Origin of the sequence: Streptomyces globisporus C-1027 (assembly GCF_000261345.2) — a bacterium.
Taxonomy (GTDB): domain Bacteria; phylum Actinomycetota; class Actinomycetes; order Streptomycetales; family Streptomycetaceae; genus Streptomyces; species Streptomyces pakalii.
The window spans coordinates 1,863,586-1,881,504 of sequence record NZ_CP013738.1; the positions used below are offsets into that span (position 1 = coordinate 1,863,586).

Consider the following 17,919-nt stretch of genomic DNA (forward strand, 5'->3'; position numbering starts at 1 on the left):
TCGGCAAGACCGTATCGCTCACAACCTGACCACAACGCTGATCAGGATGTAGACGATGATCATCAGAACGAAGAAGGACAGGTCGAGTGCCACGCCCCCGAGACGCAGCGGCGGGATGAACCGCCGCAGAAGCTTGAGCGGTGGATCGGTGACAGTGTAGGTGGCCTCAAGTACGACCACCATCGCCTTGCCGGGTTGCCATGAACGTGCGAACTGGAAGACATAGTCCATGACCAGCCGGAAGATCAGCACGATGAGGAAACACATCAGCGCGATATAGACCACATCCAGTGCGACGCCCATGTCTCGCGCTTCCCTCTCCCCTGGCTCTCGTCAGCTCCGGCCTCGCGGCCGGCACCGGCCTTGCGGCCGGGTCGTTCCCGGTGTCGTGTTCTCAGCTCTGGTTGAAGAATCCGCCCTCTGCGATGCGGGCCTTGTCCTCCGCCGTGACATCGACGTTAGCAGGCGACAACAGGAACACCTTCTGCGTCACGCGTTCAATGCTGCCATGGAGACCGAAGACGAGTCCCGCGGCAAAGTCGACAAGTCGCTTCGCGTCCGTATCGTCCATCTCCGTGAGATTCATGATCACCGGAGTGCCCTCACGGAAGTGTTCCCCGATGGTACGGGCCTCGTTGTAGGTCCTGGGGTGCAGCGTGGTGATGCGGTACGGCTCCCGCTCGGACACGACCTTGGGCATGATCACCGGTGCGTTCTTCTCCATGTTCGGGCGTTCAGGTGTGATGGATGCCACGGGTGCGATCCGGGCGGGTCGCACGCTTTCCGCGGGGAGCTGAACCGGCTCTCGCTGGGCGGGTGGTTGCACCACTCGTACCGGTTCGTCCCTTTCGCGCTCACGCTCGCGGTCGCGCTCCCGTTCCCGCTCCACCTGGTGCGGGGGCTGGTGCCGCCGCCGGTCGCGCTCGGGCTCCGGCTCAGGTTCGAATTCGTCATCGGGGTCGAACCCCGGACCGTCGTACCCATCGTCCTCCACGAGGCCGAGGTAGACCGCCATCTTGCGCATCGCGCCGGCCATGCTCCGAGTCCTCCGCTCTGTGGTGGATCGGCATTCGTCACCAAGTGCCAGCGATCCACTGTGGTCTGCCCGCTAGAAGTGGGAATGACCATATTTTCTGCTGTGGTCCGACTTGCTTCGCGACGTTACCCGAGCCGGGGTCGGACTCCGAGTACCGCCGTACCGACGCGTACATGTGTCGCTCCGGCCGCCACCGCGTCCTCCAGATCCCCGCTCATACCAGCGGAGACCATGTTCGCAGCCGGATGACCGGCGCGCAGGCGGGATGAGATTTCCATCAGCCGGTCGAACGCGGCCCGTTGCCGGCCGGCGTACTCCCCGGCCAGGGGTGCCACGGTCATCAGCCCGTCGAGCCGGAGCCCGGGGGCCGCGTCGACCGCGACCGCCAACTCCTCGACGCCGTCCGGCGCGACACCGCCGCGCTCACCGCGCTCACCGCTCTCCGCGTCCAGGGCGACCTGGATCAGACAGCCGAGTTCGCGATCCCCGCGCACCGCGGCGGCGGAGAGGGCGGTGACCAGCTTGGCGCGGTCCACCGACTGCACCACATCGGCATAACTGGTCACGGAGCGAACCTTGTTCGTCTGCAATTGTCCGACAAAGTGCCATGTCAGCGAAAGATCCGCACAAGCGGCGACCTTGGGGGCGGCGTCCTGGTCACGGTTCTCCGCGACATGGCGCACCCCGAGCTGATGCAGGATCCGCACATCGCTCGCGGGGTAGGTCTTGGTGACCACGATCAGGGTCACTTCCTCCCGCTTGCGCCCCGCGGCGGCACAGGCGGAGACGATCCTTTCCTCCACCTGCGCGAGATTCGCCGCGAGTTCTGCCTTACGGTCCGTCATGCCCTATCCGTCCAACCAGACATATCCGGCGAGCCGCCCGGTGGTGCGGTCGCGGCGGTACGAGAAGTGGTCGCCCGATTCCCGGGTGCAGTGCGGCGAGGAGTGCCGGTCCGTCACGCCGAGGGCGGCGAGCTGGGCGTGGACTCCGCCGGTGACGTCCACCGCCGGGGTTCCCCAGCTGGTCTCGGACCAGGTGCCGGGGACGGCCTCGGCGACCTCGGCCCGCATCGCGTCCGGCACTTCATAGCACCGTCCGCAGACGGCCGGTCCGGTGTGGGCGATGATCCGGGAGGGGTGTGCGCCGAGCGCGGCCATGGCCTCGACCGCCGCCGGAACGACTCCGGCGACCAGTCCCGGCCGCCCCGCGTGCGCCGCCCCGGCGACTCCGGCGACCGGGTCGGCGAGCAGGACGGGGGTGCAGTCTGCGGTGAGGACCGCGAGCGGCAGCCCGCGCCGGGCGGTCACCACCGCGTCCACGGCCGGAATCTCAGCGTCCGCACCCCAGGGTCCGTCCACCACCGCGACGTCCCGGCCGTGCACCTGGTTCATCCAGACGACGAGCGCCGGGTCGATACCGAGGTCGCGCGCGGCACGCTCCCGGTTCGCGCCGACGGCGGCGGGGTCGTCTCCGACCGCGCCGCCGAGGTTGAGTTCGCCGTACGGAGCGGCGCTCACTCCGCCCCACCGGTCGGTGAAGGCGAAGTGAGCGCTGCCCGTGACGGTTGCCGTCCGGTGCTGATCTATCACTTCAAGAAGTCCGGTACGTCCAGCTCTTCGGCCTGGGTGTCCTGGTAGGGACGGGCCGGCGGGACGTGCGGCGGAGAGACGGGCGGCAGCGCGCTCTCGCTCGAAGCCGACGTGGGGGCGGGCTCGGCCGGGGCCGGGCTCTCCTCGCGCGGGGGTACGGAACCGAGTCCGCCGGACGGGCGCGCGGCCTCGGGGGCGGACCGGGCCGGGGTGGCCGGCTCCTCGCGCTTGGTGCTGTTCGCACCGAGGACGTTCTCCCGGCGGGCCGGCGGCTGTCCGCCGTCGAAGCCCGCTGCGATCACGGTGACCCGGACCTCGTCGCCCAGGGCGTCGTCGATGACGGCGCCGAAGATGATGTTGGCCTCGGGGTGGGCCGCCTCGCTCACCAGCTGGGCGGCCTCGTTGATCTCGAAGAGACCGAGGTCGCTGCCGCCGGAGATGGAGAGCAGAACCCCGCGGGCGCCGTCGATGGAGGCTTCCAGGAGGGGCGAGGAGATCGCCATCTCCGCGGCCGCCACCGCGCGGTCGTCGCCGCGCGCCGAGCCGATGCCCATGAGCGCCGATCCGGCCTCGGACATGACCGACTTGACGTCGGCGAAGTCGAGGTTGATCAGGCCGGGGGTGGTGATGAGGTCGGTGATGCCCTGGACACCCGAGAGCAGCACCTGGTCGGCCGACTTGAACGCGTCGAGCACGCTGACCTGACGGTCCGAGATGGACAGCAGGCGGTCGTTGGGGATGACGATGAGGGTGTCGACCTCTTCGCGGAGCTCGGCGATGCCGTCCTCCGCCTGGTTCGCGCGTCGCCGGCCCTCGAAGGTGAACGGGCGGGTGACCACGCCGATCGTCAGGGCGCCCAGCGAGCGCGCGATGTTGGCGACGACGGGTGCGCCGCCGGTGCCGGTGCCGCCGCCTTCGCCGGCGGTGACGAAGACCATGTCGGCCCCCTTGAGGACCTCCTCGATCTCCTCACGGTGGTCCTCTGCCGCCTTACGACCGACGGCCGGGTTCGCCCCGGCGCCGAGGCCCCGGGTGAGTTCGCGGCCGACGTCGAGCTTGACGTCGGCGTCGCTCATCAACAGGGCCTGTGCGTCCGTGTTGATCGCGATGAACTCGACGCCCTTGAGGCCGACCTCGATCATTCGGTTGATGGCATTGACACCACCGCCGCCGACACCGATGACCTTGATGACTGCGAGGTAGTTCTGCGGTGCTGCCACGTCGAAGGCCTCTCGCCTCGAGTTACGTGTCGTCGCTCTGCGGTGGCCCCGCGGCGACGACTGATGTCGATGGGGACGGTCCGAACGCCGACCCAAACCCTAACGTTCAAGTTTAGGGTTACCAGTGTGTCTGCTTCCTGGACTCTTCCGAACAGGACACTAAGTCGACAAGTGGCGCACGTTCAACGAACACGCCGAACCTCCCGTTTTTCTTTTCACCCTATGTGATCACCCGTAGCGCTGACCAACCAGGGGGCTGGCCAGCACAAATGCCCGTCAACTGCCCGATACCGCCGGGGCGGTGGGAGCGGTTACGTCGAACTGTCCCGCTTTGGGCTCAGCCTTCATGAGCGCGGAGAGGATGAGCGCCTTCGCCGCGCCGTCCTCGCCGCTGCCCCAGATCACCTCGCGGTCCCGGGTGAGCCGCAAGGAGATCGCGTCGAACGAGGTGACCCGGACGACCTCGGTGTCCTTGGCGACGGCGGCGGGAAGGTCGCCGGTGACCCGGACCGCTTCCCGCAACAGACGGTCACCGCCGAAGCGGCGGAGGCTCGCGGACGGTTCGGGCTTCAGCTCCAACAGGGGCACGCCCTTCGGGGCCCGGTCCACGGTGGCAAAGCGCACGCCCTTGGCGTCCACTTCCACGAACTTCCCGCCCTTTTCGACCAGAAGCACCGGCTTCCGCTCCGTCACCTTAAGGCCGATTCCGTTCGGCCAGGACCGAACGACATCAACTCTGTCGATACGAGGCAACTTCTGGCGCAACCGGCGTTCCATCCCGTCGGTGTCCACGGAGACCAGCGGGGCGCCGACCGGCGTCGCGGCAACCGCTTCCACTTCTTCGCGGGTCAGGACCTCGACGCCGCTCGTGGTGACCTTCTCGACGCGGAGCCAGGAGGAGCCGTAGAGCGCCCAGATCACGAACGCGGTGAGCAGGGCGGCCGCGGCCCCGATCAGGATCAGCAGGGCACGGCGGCTGATCCGGGGCCCCTCGGGGCCGATGTGCGGCGGGCGGGCGGAGGTGTCCGCCCGTCCGGGTGCGCCGCGCTGGGCGGTCGTCGGTCCGGCCACGCTCGCTCCTTCGCCGGACCCGGGACGCCCGCCCCGGGTCCGCACCGCATCGCGCCGTACGCCTAGCGGCGCGCGGCAATCGCTTCGTACACCATGCCGACGAGCAGGTCGTCGGCGTCGCGCCGGCCGAACTCGGCGGCGGCGCGGGACATTTCGTACAGCCGGTGGGGGTCCGACAGCACCGGCAGGACGTTGGACTGCACCCACTCCGGGGTGAGCGCCGCGTCGTCCACCAGCAGGCCGCCGCCGGCGTTGACCACCGGCTGGGCGTTGAGCCGCTGTTCGCCGTTGCCGATGGGCAGCGGGACGTAGGCGGCGGGGAGCCCGACGGCGGAGAGTTCGGCGACGGTCATCGCGCCCGCGCGGCAGAGCATCATGTCGGCCGCGGCGTACGCGAGATCCATCCGGTCCACGTACGGTACCGGGATGTAGGGCGGCATCCCGGGCATGTTGTCGATTCGCGGCAATTCGTTCTTCGGGCCCACCACATGGAGGATCTGGATCCCCGAGCGCTGGAGCAGCGGCGCGACCCGCTGGACCACCTCGTTGAGGTGGCGTGCGCCCTGCGAGCCGCCGGAGACCAGCAGCGTGGGGAGGTTGGGGTCGAGGCCGAAGGCGGCGCGGGCCTCCGGACGGACCCGGGCCCGGTCCAGGGTGGCGATGGTGCGGCGCAGCGGGATGCCGATGTAGCGGGCGCCGCGCAGCTTGCTGTCCGGGGTGGAGACGGCGACCCCGTGGGCGTACCGCGAGCCGATCTTGTTGGCCAGGCCCGGGCGGGCGTTGGCCTCGTGGACGACGATCGGTACGCCGACGCGCTTGGCGGCCAGGTAGCCCGGCAGGGCGACATAGCCGCCGAAGCCGACCACGCAGTCCGCCTTCGTGCGCTCCAGGACCTGCTCGGCGGCCTTGATCGTGCCGCGCAGCCGGCCCGGGACGGTGATCAGTTCGGGCGTGGGCTTACGCGGCAGCGGGACGGCGGGGATGAGCGCCAGCTCGTACCCCCGCTCGGGTACGAGCCTGGTCTCCAGGCCGCGTTCCGTGCCGAGGGCCGTGATTCCCACGGTCGGGTCCTGCCTGCGCAGGGCGTCTGCGAGGGCAAGCGCGGGCTCGATGTGTCCGGCGGTCCCCCCGCCGGCGAGTACGACATGCACCGAAATTCACCGCTCTCCGGACGAACGCTTCTTGACGCGCCGTCTCATCGTCTTCCATCTCACCCCGGGCTTCCGCATGGCCAGGGCCGTCTTCGCCGCGGGGTCCTCCCGTGCGAAGGCGATCATCAGCCCGACCGCGAACATCGTCGGCAGCAGGGCCGATCCCCCGTAGGAGAACAGCGGGAGCGGGACCCCGGCGATCGGCAACAGGCCGAGCACCGCACCGATGTTGATCACGGCCTGGGCCGTGATCCACGTGGTCACGCCTCCCGCGGCATACCGTACGAAGGGGTCCTCCGTGCGTCCGGCCACGCGGATACCCGCATAGCCTAGAGCCGCGAAGAGGGCGAGCACGGACAGCGTCCCCGCCAGACCCAGTTCCTCACCGGTGATCGCGAAGATGAAGTCCGTGTGGGGTTCCGGGAGTTGGCCCCATTTTTCCACACTCGCACCCAGCCCGGAACCGAACCATCCGCCGGACGCCAGAGCATAGATTCCGTGGGCGGCCTGCCAGCAGCCGCCCTCCGGATCGGGTTCGCTGACGCCCATGCAGGCGAGCCGGGACATCCGGTTGGGGCTGGTCCTGATCAGCAGGAACGCGAGGACCGCGGCAAAGCCGAGGACCCCGGCGAAGAGGCGGGTGGGGGCGCCGGCCAGCCAGAGCAGACCGAACAGGATCGCCGTGAGAATGATCGCTGTTCCCATGTCGCCGCCGAGCATGATCAGTCCGAGCAGCATGAAGGCGACCGGGACGAGCGGCACGAGCATGTGCTTCCACTGCGTCAGCAACCGCTTGTCCTGCTTGCGGGCCAGCAGGTCCGCCCCCCACAGGATGAGGGCCAGCTTGCCGAACTCGCTGGGCTGCAGCTGGAACGGGCCGCCCAGGTAGAGCCAGTTCTGGTTGCCGTTGACCGACATCCCTATCCCCGGCACCTGGACCAGGACCATCAGGAAGACGGTGACCATCAGTATCGGGTAGGCGAGGCCCCGGTGGAGCTTCACCGGCATCCGGGCGGCGATCAGCATCAGCCCGCCCCCGATGACGGCGGCGAGGAACTGCTTGCCGAAGAAGTACGTCGCGGGCTTGCTGATGTCCAGCGCCTTGATCATCGAGGCGGAGTAGACCATCACCAGGCCCAGCACGGTGATCAGGAGGCTGGAGCCGAGGATCACGTAGTAGGCGGTCAGGGGCCGGTCCCAGGCCCGCCGCGCCCGCTCGTAGGCCCGGCGCGGTCCGCCGTCGCGCCCGGAGCGCGGGGTACGGGAGCCGGACCCGCCGCGTCCGGAGCCACGGGGTGTCTCGGGGCGCCGGGCGCCGGTGGCGAGCCGTCCGCGCAGGGCGAGCCCGGGAGGCAGGGGTACGCCTGCGGGGGCGGGCGCCGCGGTGAGGGGGCGGGGTACCGAGGCCCGTGCGCTCTCCCGCCGTACGGCGAATCTCTCGTCGGCCGGCATTGTCGCTGTCCCCTCCACTGCTCGTGCCCGGGGCCCGTGACCCCGGCCGCGGAGGCCCGGTCGGTCAGGCGCTCTCGTCGGCGCGTGCGCGGACCGCGTCCGCGAACGCCTCGCCCCGCTTGTTGTAGTTGGTGAACATGTCCATCGAGGCACAGGCCGGGGCCAGCAGTACCGTATCGCCCGGCCGGGCGAGCTCGGCGGCCCGCGCGACCGCTTCGGACATCGCCCCAGTGTCGGTCCGTTCGAGGTCGACCACCGGGACCTCCGGGGCGTGTCGCGTCAGGGCTTCGTGGATCAGGGCGCGGTCGGCGCCCATCAGCACGACGCCGCGCAGCCGCTTGGCCGCGCCGGTGACCAGCTCGTCGAAGGTGGCGCCCTTGGCGAGGCCGCCCGCGATCCAGACGATGGAGTCGTAGGCGGCCAGCGAGGCCTCGGTGGCGTGGGTGTTGGTGGCCTTGGAGTCGTCCACGTAGGCGACTTCGCCGATGTCCGCGACGTGTTCGATGCGGTGGGCGTCGGGCCGGAAGGCGCGCAGCCCGTCGCGTACGGCGGCCGGCTCGACGCCGAAGGCGCGGGCGAGGGCGGCGGCCGCGAGGGCGTTGGCGATGTTGTGCGGGGCGGGCGGGTTGACGTCGGAGACCTCGGCCAGTTCCTGCGCCTGCTTCTGGCGGTTGGCGACGAACGCCCGGTCGACGAGGATGCCGTCGACCACGCCGAGCTGGGAGGGGCCGGGGGCGCCGAGGGTGAAGCCGATGGCGCGGCAGCCCTCCTCGACGTCGGCCTCGCGGACCAGGTCCTCGGTGGCCGGGTCGGCGACGTTGTAGACGCAGGCCACGGTGTTGCCCTCGTAGACCCGGCCCTTGTCGGCGGCGTACGCCTCCATCGAGCCGTGCCAGTCGAGGTGGTCGGGGGCCAGGTTGAGGACGGCGGCGGAGTGGGCGCGCAGGGAGGGCGCCCAGTGCAGCTGGTAGCTGGAGAGTTCGACGGCGAGGACGTCGTACTCCGTCTCGCCGAGCACCGCGTCCAGCAGCGATACGCCGATGTTGCCGACGGCCGCGGTGCGCAGGCCCGCCGCCTCCAGGATGGAGGCCAGCATGCGTACGGTCGTGGTCTTGCCGTTGGTTCCGGTGACCGCGAGCCAGGGGGCGGCCTTCTTGCCGTTGTCGCCGCGCAGGCGCCAGGCCAGTTCGACGTCGCCCCAGACCGGGACGCCCGCCTCGGCGGCAGCCAGGAAGAGCGGCTTGTCCGGCTGCCAGCCGGGGGCGGTGACGACGAGTTCCGTGGACGGCGGCAGGGTCGCGCCGTCGCCGAGGCGCACGGTGATGCCGAGCGCCTCCAGTTCGGCCGCCTGCGCGCGGGCGCGTTCGTCGTCGCCGTCGTTGACGACGGTGACGAGCGCGCCGCGCTCGTGCAGGGCGCGGGCAGCGGGGATTCCGCTGACGCCGAGCCCGGCGACGGTGACGTGCTTGCCCTGCCAGTCCACGGTGCTCACTTCTTGGCTGCCCATCCCGCGTAGAAGAGGCCGAGTCCGACGATCACGCACATGCCCTGGATGATCCAGAAGCGGACCACGACAAGGACCTCGGACCACCCCTTGAGTTCGAAGTGGTGCTGGAGCGGCGCCATGCGGAACACGCGCTTGCCGGTCATCTTGAACGAACCGACCTGGATGACCACGGACATGGTGATCATCACGAAGAGGCCGCCGAGGATGGCGAGCAGGAACTCGGTGCGCGACAGGATCGCGAGGCCCGCGAGCGCGCCGCCGAGGGCGAGCGAGCCGGTGTCGCCCATGAAGATCTTGGCGGGCGAGGTGTTCCACCACAGGAAGCCGAAGCAGGCGCCCATCAGGGCTGCGGCGACGACGGCGAGGTCGAGCGGGTCGCGCACCTCGAAACAGGCGCTGGGGTTGGTCAGGTTGTCCGCGTTGGCGCAGGACTCCTGGAACTGCCAGAGGCCGATGAAGGTGTAGGCGCCGAAGACCATGACCGAGGCGCCGGTGGCCAGACCGTCGAGGCCGTCGGTGAGGTTCACGCCGTTGGACATGGCGAGGATCATGAACAGCGCCCAGACGCAGAACAGCACCGGGCCGATCGACCAGCCGAAGTCCTCGACGAACGAGAGCCGGGTGGAGGCCGGGGTGTATTCCATCGAGTTGGGGAACTGGAGCGAGAGCACCGCGAACGCGATGCCGACGATCAGCTGTCCGGCCATCTTCGCCTTGGCCCGCAGACCGAGCGAACGCTGCTTGACGATCTTGATGTAGTCGTCGAGGAAGCCGACGAGGCCCATGCCCGCCATGAGGAACAGCACGAGGACACCGGAGTAGCGGATGTCCTCACCCGTGATGATCTTCGCGAGCAGGTACGCGATGATCGTCGCCAGGATGAAGGCGATGCCGCCCATCGTGGGCGTGCCCTTCTTGCTGCCGTGGGTGCGCGGGCCGTCGTCCCGGATGAACTGCCCGTAGCCCTTGCGGGCCAGCAGCTTGATCAGCAGCGGGGTACCGACCAGGGTCAGGAAGAGCCCGATGGCCCCCGCGAAGAGGATCTGCCTCATCGGCCGGCGACCTCGCCCTCGGTCGAGTTCTCCAGCAGTGCCTGGGCGACCTTCTCCAGGCCGACCGACCGGGACGCCTTCACCAGCACGACGTCTCCCGGGCGCAGTTCACTGCGCAACAGGTCGACGGCCGCCTGTGCGTCGGACACGTGCACCGACTCCTCACCCCACGAACCCTCGTTATATGCGCCCAGTTGCAGCCAGGAGGCTTCTGTCCCCCCGACAGCGACGAGCTTGCTGACGTTGAGCCGGACGGCGAGCCGTCCGACCGCGTCGTGCTCGGCGAGCGACGCGTCACCGAGCTCGGCCATCTGGCCGAGCACCGCCCAGGTGCGTCCCCCGTCGGCCCCTCGGGCCTGGCCCATGGCGGCCAGCGCACGCAGTGCGGCTCTCATGGATTCGGGGTTCGCGTTGTAGGCGTCGTTGACAACCGTCACACCGTCCCCGCGCTCGGTGACCTCCATGCGCCAGCGGGAGAGGGTGCCCGCCTCCGAGAGCGCATCGGCGATCTCGGTCACGGACATGCCCAACTCATGGGCGACGGCGGCCGCGGCGAGCGCGTTCGACACGTGGTGCTCACCGTACAGGCGCATGGTCACGTCGCTGCACCCGGTGGGTGTGTGGAGCTCGAACGCGGGCCGCCCGTCGGGGGTCATCCGGACCTTCTCGCCCCGTACGTCCGCTTCGGGGGCTTCTCCGAAGAGCAGGACGCGGGCCTTGGTACGCGAGGCCATGGCGCGGACGAGCGGGTCGTCGGCGTTGAGCACGGCGCAGCCGTCCTCGGGCAGGCCCTCGACCATCTCGCCCTTGGCCTGGGCGATGGCCTCCCGGCTGCCGAACTCGCCGAGGTGCGCGGAGCCGACGTTGAGGACCAGGCCGATCCGGGGCGGGGTCAGCTCGGTGAGGTAGCGGATGTGGCCGATGCCGCGGGCACCCATCTCCAGGACCAGGTGCTCGGTCTCGGCGGTGGCGCTCAGGGCGGTGAGCGGCAGCCCGATCTCGTTGTTGAGGGAGCCGGGCGTCCAGACGGTCGGGCCGTGGCGCTGGAGGAGCTGCGCGATCAGGTCCTTGGTGGACGTCTTGCCCGCCGAGCCGGTGAGGGCGACGACGCTGGTGCCGAGGCGTTCCACGGCGGCCCGGGCGAGGGCTCCGAGCGCGCCGACGACATCGTCCACGACGATCGCCGGAACGCCGACGGGGCGGGCCGCCAGCACGGCTGCCGCGCCCGCCTCGACGGCGCGCTGGGCGTAGTCGTGGCCGTCGACCCGTTCGCCGGCGAACGCGGCGAACAGGCTGCCGGGCGCGACCTCGCGGGAGTCGATGACGACGGGTCCGGTCACGGTGACTGCCGGGTCCGGTATGTCGTGCGGCTGCCCGCCGACGATTTCGGCGATCTCGGCGAGGGAAAGGGTGATCACTTGGTCATCCCTGACTGTTGTTCTCGTGGTGAGGGGCACGGTCGGCGCCGGGGTGCGCCAGGGACCGCTCGATGGCTGCGTGCAGGACCTTGCGGTCGTCGAAGGCGCGGACCACTCCGTGGACGTCCTGGCCCTGCTCGTGGCCCTTGCCCGCCACCAGGACGGTGTCGCCCGGCTCGGCGCGGGCGACGGCGGCGGCGATGGCGGCGGCCCGGTCGGCGTCGACCAGCACGTCGCCGCGTTCGTGGACGGGGACCTCGGCGGCGCCGGAGAGCATCGCGGCGAGGATCGCGAGGGGGTCCTCGGAGCGGGGGTTGTCGGAGGTCAGGACGGCGGTGTCGGCGAGCCGGGCCGCGGCGGCGCCCATCGGGCCGCGTTTGGTGGTGTCGCGGTCGCCGCCGCAGCCGAGGACGATGTGCACCTTGCCCTCGGTGACCTTGCGCAGGGAGCGCAGGACGGACTCGACGGCGTCGGTCTTGTGCGCGTAGTCGACGACGGCGAGATAGGGCTGTCCGGCGTCCACCCTCTCCAGCCGGCCCGGGACCCCGGGGACGGCGGCGACCCCGTCGGCGGCGATCTGCGGGTCGACGCCCGCGACGGCCAGGGTGACGATCGCGGCGAGGGTGTTGGCGACGTTGAACGGGCCGGGCAGCGGGGCACGGGCGGTGATCCGCTCGCCCTTGGGGCCGACGGCGGTGAAGGTGCTGTCCTGCGGTCCGACCTCGACGTCCTCGGCGTGCCAGTCGGCGTCCGGGTGGCCCTCGGCGGAGAAGGTGGTGACGGGTACGCCGGACTCGGTGATGAGCCTGCGGCCGTACTCGTCGTCGAAGTTGACCACGCCCCGGTGGCTGCGCTCGGGGGTGAAGAGCTGGGCCTTGGCCTGGAAGTAGTCCTCCATGCCGGAGTGGAACTCCATGTGCTCCGGGCTGAGGTTGTTGAAGACGGCGACGTCGAAGACGCAGCCGTCGACCCGGCCGAGCACGAGGGCGTGGCTGGAGACCTCCATCGCGACGGCCTCGACGCCGCGTTCGCGCATGACGGCGAACAGGGCCTGGAGGTCGGTGGCTTCGGGGGTGGTGCGCTCGGACTTGATGCGCTCGTCGCCGATCCGCATCTCGACCGTGCCGATCAGCCCGGTGGGGCGTCCGGCGGCGCGCAGCCCGCCCTCGACGAGGTACGCGGTGGTGGTCTTGCCGGAGGTTCCGGTGATGCCGATCTGGAGCAGGCCGATGCCGGGCCGCCCGTAGATGTCGGCGGCCAGCTCGCCCATCACGGCCCGCGGGTTCTCGGCGACCAGGACCGGGAGGCCGGTCGCGGCGGCGCGTTCGGCGCCGGTGGGGTCGGTGAGGACGGCGACGGCACCCAGGCCCGCGGCCTGGGCCGCGAAGTCGGCGCCGTGCATACGGGCGCCGGGCAGGGCGGCGTACACGTCGCCGGGCCGCACGGCACGCGAGTCGTGCGTGATGCCGGTGACGTCACCGCTCCCGGCGGTCTCGACGCCGAGCCGGTCGGCCAGCTCGCCGAGAGGGGTGGGCCGGAGCCGGTCCGGTCGGGGCGCTCCCGGGTAGGTCACAGGCGCGTCCTTCTGAGAGGTTTGGGACTGATCAGCGTGGGGCACGGCGGTGAGCGTACCGGGCCGGTGCGGGCTCTCGCGAAGCGAGGGACCCTGGTTCCGGCGGTTCTCGTTCCGGTTCCCGGGGTCGGGGGTGATCGTTGTCACTGAGGGTTCCCTTGGAGGAGATGCTCGCGCATCCCCGTGTTCACTCGCCGGGTTTGAAGGACACCGGCAGCCGAGGGGGCTTGCTGCCGGACGGTGGGGTCTGGAGCGTCTTGAGCGCGAACTCCATGACCTGCTTGTAGATCGGGCCGCAGATCTGGCCGCCGAAGTAGCTGCCCTTGGTGGGGTTCTGGATCGCGCAGTAGACGGTGATCTGCGGGTTGTCGGCGGGGGCGAAGCCGGCGAAGGAGGCGGTGTAGCCCTTGTAGACGCCGCGGACGGGGTCGACCCGGTTGGCGGTGCCGGTCTTGCCCGCGACCCGGTAGCCGGGGATGGCGGCCTTGGTGCCGGTCCCCTCGGTGTCGTCGACGACGGACTCCAGCATGGTCGCCAGGGTCTTGGCGGTCTTCTCGCTGACCACCCGGTTCTCCTCGGGGGCCTCGGCCGGGGTGAAGCGGTCGTCGGATCCCTTGGTTCCGCGTACGAGCGTGGGGGCGACCCGTACGCCTCCGTTGGCGACCGTGGAGTAGACCGAGGCGGCCTGCACGGCGTTGATGGAGAGGCCCTGGCCGAAGGGGATCGTGAACTGCTGCGAGGTCGACCAGTCCTTCGGGTGGGCCAGCAGGCCGGGCGACTCGCCCGGGTAGCCGAGCCCGGTCTTCTGGCCGAGGCCGAACTTGCGCAGGTAGTCGTAGAGCACCTTGTTCGACTCGGCCTGGCTCTTGCCGAGCTGACCGGTCGCCAGGATGGTGCCGATGTTGCTGGACTTGGCGAGGACCCCGTTGAGCGTGAGGTACCAGGTGGGGTGGTCGACGTCGTCCTTGAAGAGGCGGTCGCCCCGGTGCAGCCGGTTGGGGACGGTGACATGGGTGCCGGGCGTGGCGGCCCCCTCCTCCAGCACGGCCGCGATCGACATGACCTTGCTGGTGGAGCCGGGCTCGTACACGTCCTGGAGGGCCGCGTTGCCGAGCTGGGCCGAGGTGGCCTCGGAGAGGTCGTTGGGGTCGTAGCCGGGTGAGTTGGCCATGGCCAGCAGCTCGCCGGTCTTCGTGTTCTGCACGATGACGTAGCCGCGGTCGGCCTTGGACTTCTCGACCTGGTCGCTGATGGCCTTCTGCGCGGCCCACTGGATGTCGCGGTCGATGGTCAGCTCGATGTCGGAACCGGGCACGGCCGGGATCTCGCTGCTGCCCGCCGTGGGGACCCGCCGGCCGCCCGCCTGGGCGTAACGGATCTTGCCGTCCTCGCCCGCCAGCTCCTTGTTCAGCTGGGACTCCAGGCCGCCGCCGCCCTTGCCGTCGGCGCTGACGAAGCCCAGTATCCCGGCGGCGAGATCCCCGTTGGGGTAGACGCGCTTGGTGGTCGGCTCCTGGAGGACACCGGCCAGGACGTTGGCTCCGGGGCCGCCCTTGAGCTGGTCCTCGGACGCCTTCTCGGCGAAGACGGCCTTGAGGTCCTTGATCTGCTTCCAGACCTGGGGGGTCTGCCGGTAGGCGAGGACGGTGTAGCGGCTCTTGGGCGCCGAGAGCTTCTTGACCAGCTCGTCGACGTCCTTGCCGAGGATCGGGGCGAGCAGCGCCGCGGCCTGCTGCGGGGCGTCGGGCGCCTTGCTCTCCCCGGGCGTGAAGAGCTTGGGGTCGGCCGTGATGTTGTGCGCGTCGACGCTGGTGGCGAGCGCGACACCGTTGCGGTCGGTGATCTCGCCGCGCTCGGCGGCGACGGTGTACTCCAGGTAGCGGTTCTTCTCGGCCTTGGCCGCGTACGCGCTGGCGTCGACGGCCTGGACCTGGAGCAGCCGGGCCACGAAGGCCAGCATGACCAGCGTCAGCCCGAGGCTGACGAGCCGCAGCCGGGGGCGCGGGCTGCCGAGGCGCAGGGAGCGGGGTGCGGTGCCGCGCCGGGTGGTGCGCCCCGGGGCGGGGCGGGGGCGGCGGGCCGGTGGGCGCGCGCCGGAGCGTCCGGATCCGGATGCCCCGTTACGGGGGCGGGCCGGTCCGGGTACGCGGCGGCGCGGCGGTTCCTTGGGCGGCACTGCGTCACCTGCCGGGGCTCGTCGGGGGCGGGCTGTTCTCCGCCGAGGGGGCGGCTGCGGGGTCCGGCGTTGTCGCGGATACGGATCCGGAGGGCGACGGGGAGCCGGAGGGGCCGGCCGACGTACCGGAGGCCGAGGGTCCGGCCGCCGGGGCGTCGGCACCGGGTGAGGCGCTGGGGCTCGGGGTGGGGCTGGGGCTCGGGCTGGGCGGCGGGGCCGTCGCTTCCGTCGGCTTGCCGCGGACCGTGCCGTCGGGGTTCAGGAAGGCGGGGCTGCCGCCGGGGACCATGCCCAGCTCCCGGGCGCGCCTCTCCAGGGCGTCGGGCTGGGACCGGCTGTCGACGTCGCGCTGGAGGGCCTGCTGCTCGTCGGTGAGCTCGGTGGTGTCCCGCTTCAGCTCGCTGAGCCGGAAAGATCCCTCGTTGAGAGCGGAGTTCAGCAGGAGCAGGGTGATGAGTCCGCCGCCCAGGAGCAGGACGACCAGCAGGACGAAGGGGGTGCGGGCGGCGGTGCTGGGCCCGGTGGACGGCATCAGCCGGGCGAGCCGGGCGGCCCGCCCCTTCAGCGGTGCGGCCGGTTTGCTCACCCCGCGACTCCCCCGCTGCGGCGTCCGGCCCCGGTGCTCATCGCTCCTCCTCGCGGATGCGCTGGGCGCCGCGCAGCCGGGCGGGGGCGGCGCGCCGGTTCTCGGCGACCTCCTCCTCGGTGGGCAGCTCGGCACCGCGGGTGAGCTGCTTCAGCCGGGGCTGGTAGCGCTCCGGGACGACGGGCAGTCCGGAGGGCGCGGTGTTGGCGGCGCCGGCCGCGAAGACCTGCTTGACCAGCCGGTCCTCCAGCGAGTGGTACGAGAGCACCGCGATGCGGCCGCCGACGGCGAGGCTGTCGACGGCGGCCGGAATGGCCCGCTCCAGGACGCTCAGCTCGCCGTTGACCTCGATGCGCAGGGCCTGGAAGGTGCGCTTGGCCGGGTTGCCGCCGGTGCGCTTGGCGGCCTGGGGCAGCGCGTCGCGGATCAGCTCGACGAGCCGGGCGCTGTTGCTGAACGGCTCCTTCTCGCGCTCGCGCACGATCGCCGAGACGATCCGCTTGGCCTGCTTCTCCTCGCCGTACGCGCGCAGGATCCGCACGAGCTCGCCGGGCGGGTAGGTGTTGAGCACCTCGGCGGCGCCCATCCCGGTGGACTGGTCCATGCGCATGTCGAGCGGGGCGTCCTGGGCGTAGGCGAACCCGCGGTCGGCCTCGTCCAACTGCATGGAGGAGACGCCGAGGTCGAACAGGACGCCCTGGACCTTCGCGATCCCGAGCCGCGCGAGGACCTCGGGGAGTTCGTCGTAGACCGCGTGGACGAGGGTGGCCCGGTCGCCGTAGGGGGCGAGCCGTTCGCCGGAGAGGCGGAGCGCCTCCTTGTCGCGGTCCAGGGCGACCAGCCGGGCGGTGGGGGACGCGGCGAGCAGCGCCTCGCTGTGCCCGCCGAGGCCGAGGGTGCAGTCGACGACCACGGGCTGCGGGTGGGCCGGATCCTGGAGAGCCGGGGCCAGCAGGTCCAGACACCTCTGGAGCATCACCGGGACGTGTCGGGTCTGGCTCAATGCGCCCTCTCAGGCTCTGTCCCGCGGCCGGCACGTACGTCCTGGTCCCCGCCCGCTCTGAAGGGGAGGCCCGCCGGCGCCGGGGAAGGGGCGTCGGCCGACCGAGAGCGGGAGAGGGCCGGGTCGCACGTACGCCGCACATCACGGGGGAAATACGGAATATGCAGGAGGTGCGGGGGGTGCGATGGGGCAGTGGAGCGGGAATGCGGGTGTTGACTTCGCGTTACTTTAGTCCACCCTGCCATTCGATCGATTCGCGATCAACGAACCGCGCAGCGCGTCGCGCCACCCGACCGGATGCGGCGAACCCACCCGAACGGGTGCGTCCACGAGGGCCTGTGGGTTAGCTCACAACAAGCCGTGTTGACGTTCTTTGTCCGCTCTCACAGCCCGCCCGGACCAGGTGGGAAGGCTAACGTCGTAGCCATGTCGACTTCTGCTCACTCCCCCGCCGAGTCCGCCACGTCCACCGCTGCGGCGGTCCGCGAGGGGGGCCAGGTCACCGACCGCCTCGTCGCGCTGAACTCCGAGTACGCGAAGGACTTCCGCGACCCGGGCATGGACGCGCGCCCCGTCCTCCAGGTCGCCGTGGTCGCCTGCATGGACGCCCGTCTCGACCTGCACGCCGCGCTCGGCCTGGAGCTCGGTGACTGCCACACCATCCGTAACGCGGGCGGTGTGGTCACCGAGGACGTGATCCGCTCGCTCACCATCAGCCAGCGGGCGCTCGGCACCCGCAGCGTGGTCCTGATCCACCACACCAACTGCGGTCTGGAGTCCCTCACCGAGGGCTTCCGGCAGGACCTGGAGCGCGAGGTGGGCCAGCGTCCGGCCTGGGCCGTGGAGGCCTACACGGACGCCGACCAGGACGTGCGCCAGTCGATGCAGCGGGTGCGGACCTCGCCGTTCCTGCTGCACACCGACGACGTGCGCGGCTTCGTCTTCGACGTGACCACCGGTCTGCTGCGGGAGATCGACTCCGTTTCCTGAACGGATCCCCGCCGCCTCCCGGCCCTCTGCTGCACCTCACGCACGCATCGCCGCGTCCCGCGGCGCCGGAATCGTGACAGACACTGCCTTTT

At 70.9% G+C, this 17,919-nt stretch carries 16 protein-coding genes; 1 reads left to right on the top strand and 15 read right to left on the bottom strand.

Annotated elements, in window-relative coordinates; translation table 11 throughout:
- Window positions 1–18 precede the first annotated feature (18 nt).
- The 15 genes from WQO_RS08175 to rsmH all read right to left on the bottom strand — a co-directional run bounded on the left by WQO_RS08175 (window position 19) and on the right by rsmH (window position 16,837).
- Window positions 19–303 (bottom strand): YggT family protein, encoded by a 285-nt coding sequence (locus WQO_RS08175; RefSeq protein WP_006123846.1) that lies wholly within the window; start codon window positions 301–303, stop codon window positions 19–21.
- A 91-nt stretch (window positions 304–394) separates the two neighbouring features.
- Window positions 395–1,036: a cell division protein SepF gene (locus WQO_RS08180; RefSeq protein WP_010057900.1), complete on the bottom strand. Its 642-nt coding sequence runs from the start codon at window positions 1,034–1,036 to the stop codon at window positions 395–397.
- Between the two features lie 125 nt (window positions 1,037–1,161).
- A complete protein-coding gene (locus tag WQO_RS08185) occupies window positions 1,162–1,881 on the bottom strand; it encodes a YggS family pyridoxal phosphate-dependent enzyme (RefSeq protein WP_010057899.1) in 720 nt (239 codons plus the stop codon).
- Window positions 1,882–1,884: 3 nt separating this feature from the next.
- Window positions 1,885–2,628, bottom strand: coding sequence for a peptidoglycan editing factor PgeF (pgeF, locus tag WQO_RS08190; RefSeq protein WP_073821437.1), 744 nt, complete (start codon window positions 2,626–2,628; stop codon window positions 1,885–1,887).
- Window positions 2,625–3,848, bottom strand: a complete 1,224-nt coding sequence (gene ftsZ / locus WQO_RS08195) for a cell division protein FtsZ (RefSeq protein ID WP_010057897.1) — start codon at window positions 3,846–3,848, stop codon at window positions 2,625–2,627. Before ftsZ ends, pgeF begins: the two co-directional genes overlap by 4 nt.
- Before the next feature lie 276 nt (window positions 3,849–4,124).
- Window positions 4,125–4,919 (bottom strand): cell division protein FtsQ/DivIB, encoded by a 795-nt coding sequence (locus WQO_RS08200; RefSeq protein WP_010057896.1) that lies wholly within the window; start codon window positions 4,917–4,919, stop codon window positions 4,125–4,127.
- Between the two features lie 62 nt (window positions 4,920–4,981).
- Window positions 4,982–6,070, bottom strand: a complete 1,089-nt coding sequence (gene murG, locus WQO_RS08205) for an undecaprenyldiphospho-muramoylpentapeptide beta-N-acetylglucosaminyltransferase (RefSeq protein WP_010057894.1) — start codon at window positions 6,068–6,070, stop codon at window positions 4,982–4,984.
- Window positions 6,071–6,076: 6 nt separating this feature from the next.
- Entirely contained in the window at window positions 6,077–7,522 is a 1,446-nt protein-coding gene (ftsW, locus tag WQO_RS08210; protein ID WP_010057892.1) for a putative lipid II flippase FtsW, read from the bottom strand.
- 64 nt (window positions 7,523–7,586) lie between these two features.
- Entirely contained in the window at window positions 7,587–9,029 is a 1,443-nt protein-coding gene (gene murD, locus WQO_RS08215; protein WP_193407177.1) for a UDP-N-acetylmuramoyl-L-alanine--D-glutamate ligase, read from the bottom strand.
- Window positions 9,011–10,081: a phospho-N-acetylmuramoyl-pentapeptide-transferase gene (mraY, locus tag WQO_RS08220; RefSeq protein ID WP_010057888.1), complete on the bottom strand. Its 1,071-nt coding sequence runs from the start codon at window positions 10,079–10,081 to the stop codon at window positions 9,011–9,013. Before mraY ends, murD begins: the two co-directional genes overlap by 19 nt.
- A complete protein-coding gene (locus WQO_RS08225) occupies window positions 10,078–11,499 on the bottom strand; it encodes a UDP-N-acetylmuramoyl-tripeptide--D-alanyl-D-alanine ligase (RefSeq protein ID WP_010057887.1) in 1,422 nt (473 codons plus the stop codon). Before WQO_RS08225 ends, mraY begins: the two co-directional genes overlap by 4 nt.
- 4 nt (window positions 11,500–11,503) lie before the next feature.
- Window positions 11,504–13,219 carry a UDP-N-acetylmuramoyl-L-alanyl-D-glutamate--2,6-diaminopimelate ligase gene (locus WQO_RS08230; protein WP_073821433.1) on the bottom strand — a complete coding sequence of 572 codons (1,716 nt, stop codon included), beginning with the start codon at window positions 13,217–13,219 and terminating at the stop codon, window positions 11,504–11,506.
- A gap of 40 nt (window positions 13,220–13,259) precedes the next feature.
- On the bottom strand, window positions 13,260–15,248 hold the full coding sequence (locus WQO_RS08235) for a peptidoglycan D,D-transpeptidase FtsI family protein (RefSeq protein WP_010057885.1): 1,989 nt from the start codon (window positions 15,246–15,248) through the stop codon (window positions 13,260–13,262).
- A gap of 4 nt (window positions 15,249–15,252) precedes the next feature.
- Window positions 15,253–15,834 (bottom strand): cell division protein FtsL, encoded by a 582-nt coding sequence (gene ftsL, locus WQO_RS08240; protein ID WP_010057883.1) that lies wholly within the window; start codon window positions 15,832–15,834, stop codon window positions 15,253–15,255.
- 37 nt (window positions 15,835–15,871) lie between these two features.
- Complete coding sequence (gene rsmH / locus WQO_RS08245; protein WP_010057882.1) at window positions 15,872–16,837, bottom strand: 16S rRNA (cytosine(1402)-N(4))-methyltransferase RsmH; 966 nt, start codon at window positions 16,835–16,837, stop codon at window positions 15,872–15,874.
- A gap of 426 nt (window positions 16,838–17,263) precedes the next feature.
- Here rsmH and WQO_RS08250 point away from each other — a divergent pair, with 426 nt between their 5' ends.
- Window positions 17,264–17,827: a beta-class carbonic anhydrase gene (locus WQO_RS08250; protein ID WP_010057881.1), complete on the top strand. Its 564-nt coding sequence runs from the start codon at window positions 17,264–17,266 to the stop codon at window positions 17,825–17,827.
- Window positions 17,828–17,919 lie beyond the last annotated feature (92 nt).

Coding starts and splice junctions, on each gene's coding strand:
- WQO_RS08175 (WP_006123846.1), bottom strand. CDS start 303: ATGGGCGTCGCACTGGATGTGGTCTATATCGCGCTGATGTGTTTCCTC.
- WQO_RS08180 (WP_010057900.1), bottom strand. CDS start 1,036: ATGGCCGGCGCGATGCGCAAGATGGCGGTCTACCTCGGCCTCGTGGAG.
- WQO_RS08185 (WP_010057899.1), bottom strand. CDS start 1,881: ATGACGGACCGTAAGGCAGAACTCGCGGCGAATCTCGCGCAGGTGGAG.
- ftsW (WP_010057892.1), bottom strand. CDS start 7,522: ATGCCGGCCGACGAGAGATTCGCCGTACGGCGGGAGAGCGCACGGGCC.
- murD (WP_193407177.1), bottom strand. CDS start 9,029: ATGGGCAGCCAAGAAGTGAGCACCGTGGACTGGCAGGGCAAGCACGTC.
- mraY (WP_010057888.1), bottom strand. CDS start 10,081: ATGAGGCAGATCCTCTTCGCGGGGGCCATCGGGCTCTTCCTGACCCTG.
- WQO_RS08250 (WP_010057881.1), top strand. CDS start 17,264: ATGTCGACTTCTGCTCACTCCCCCGCCGAGTCCGCCACGTCCACCGCT.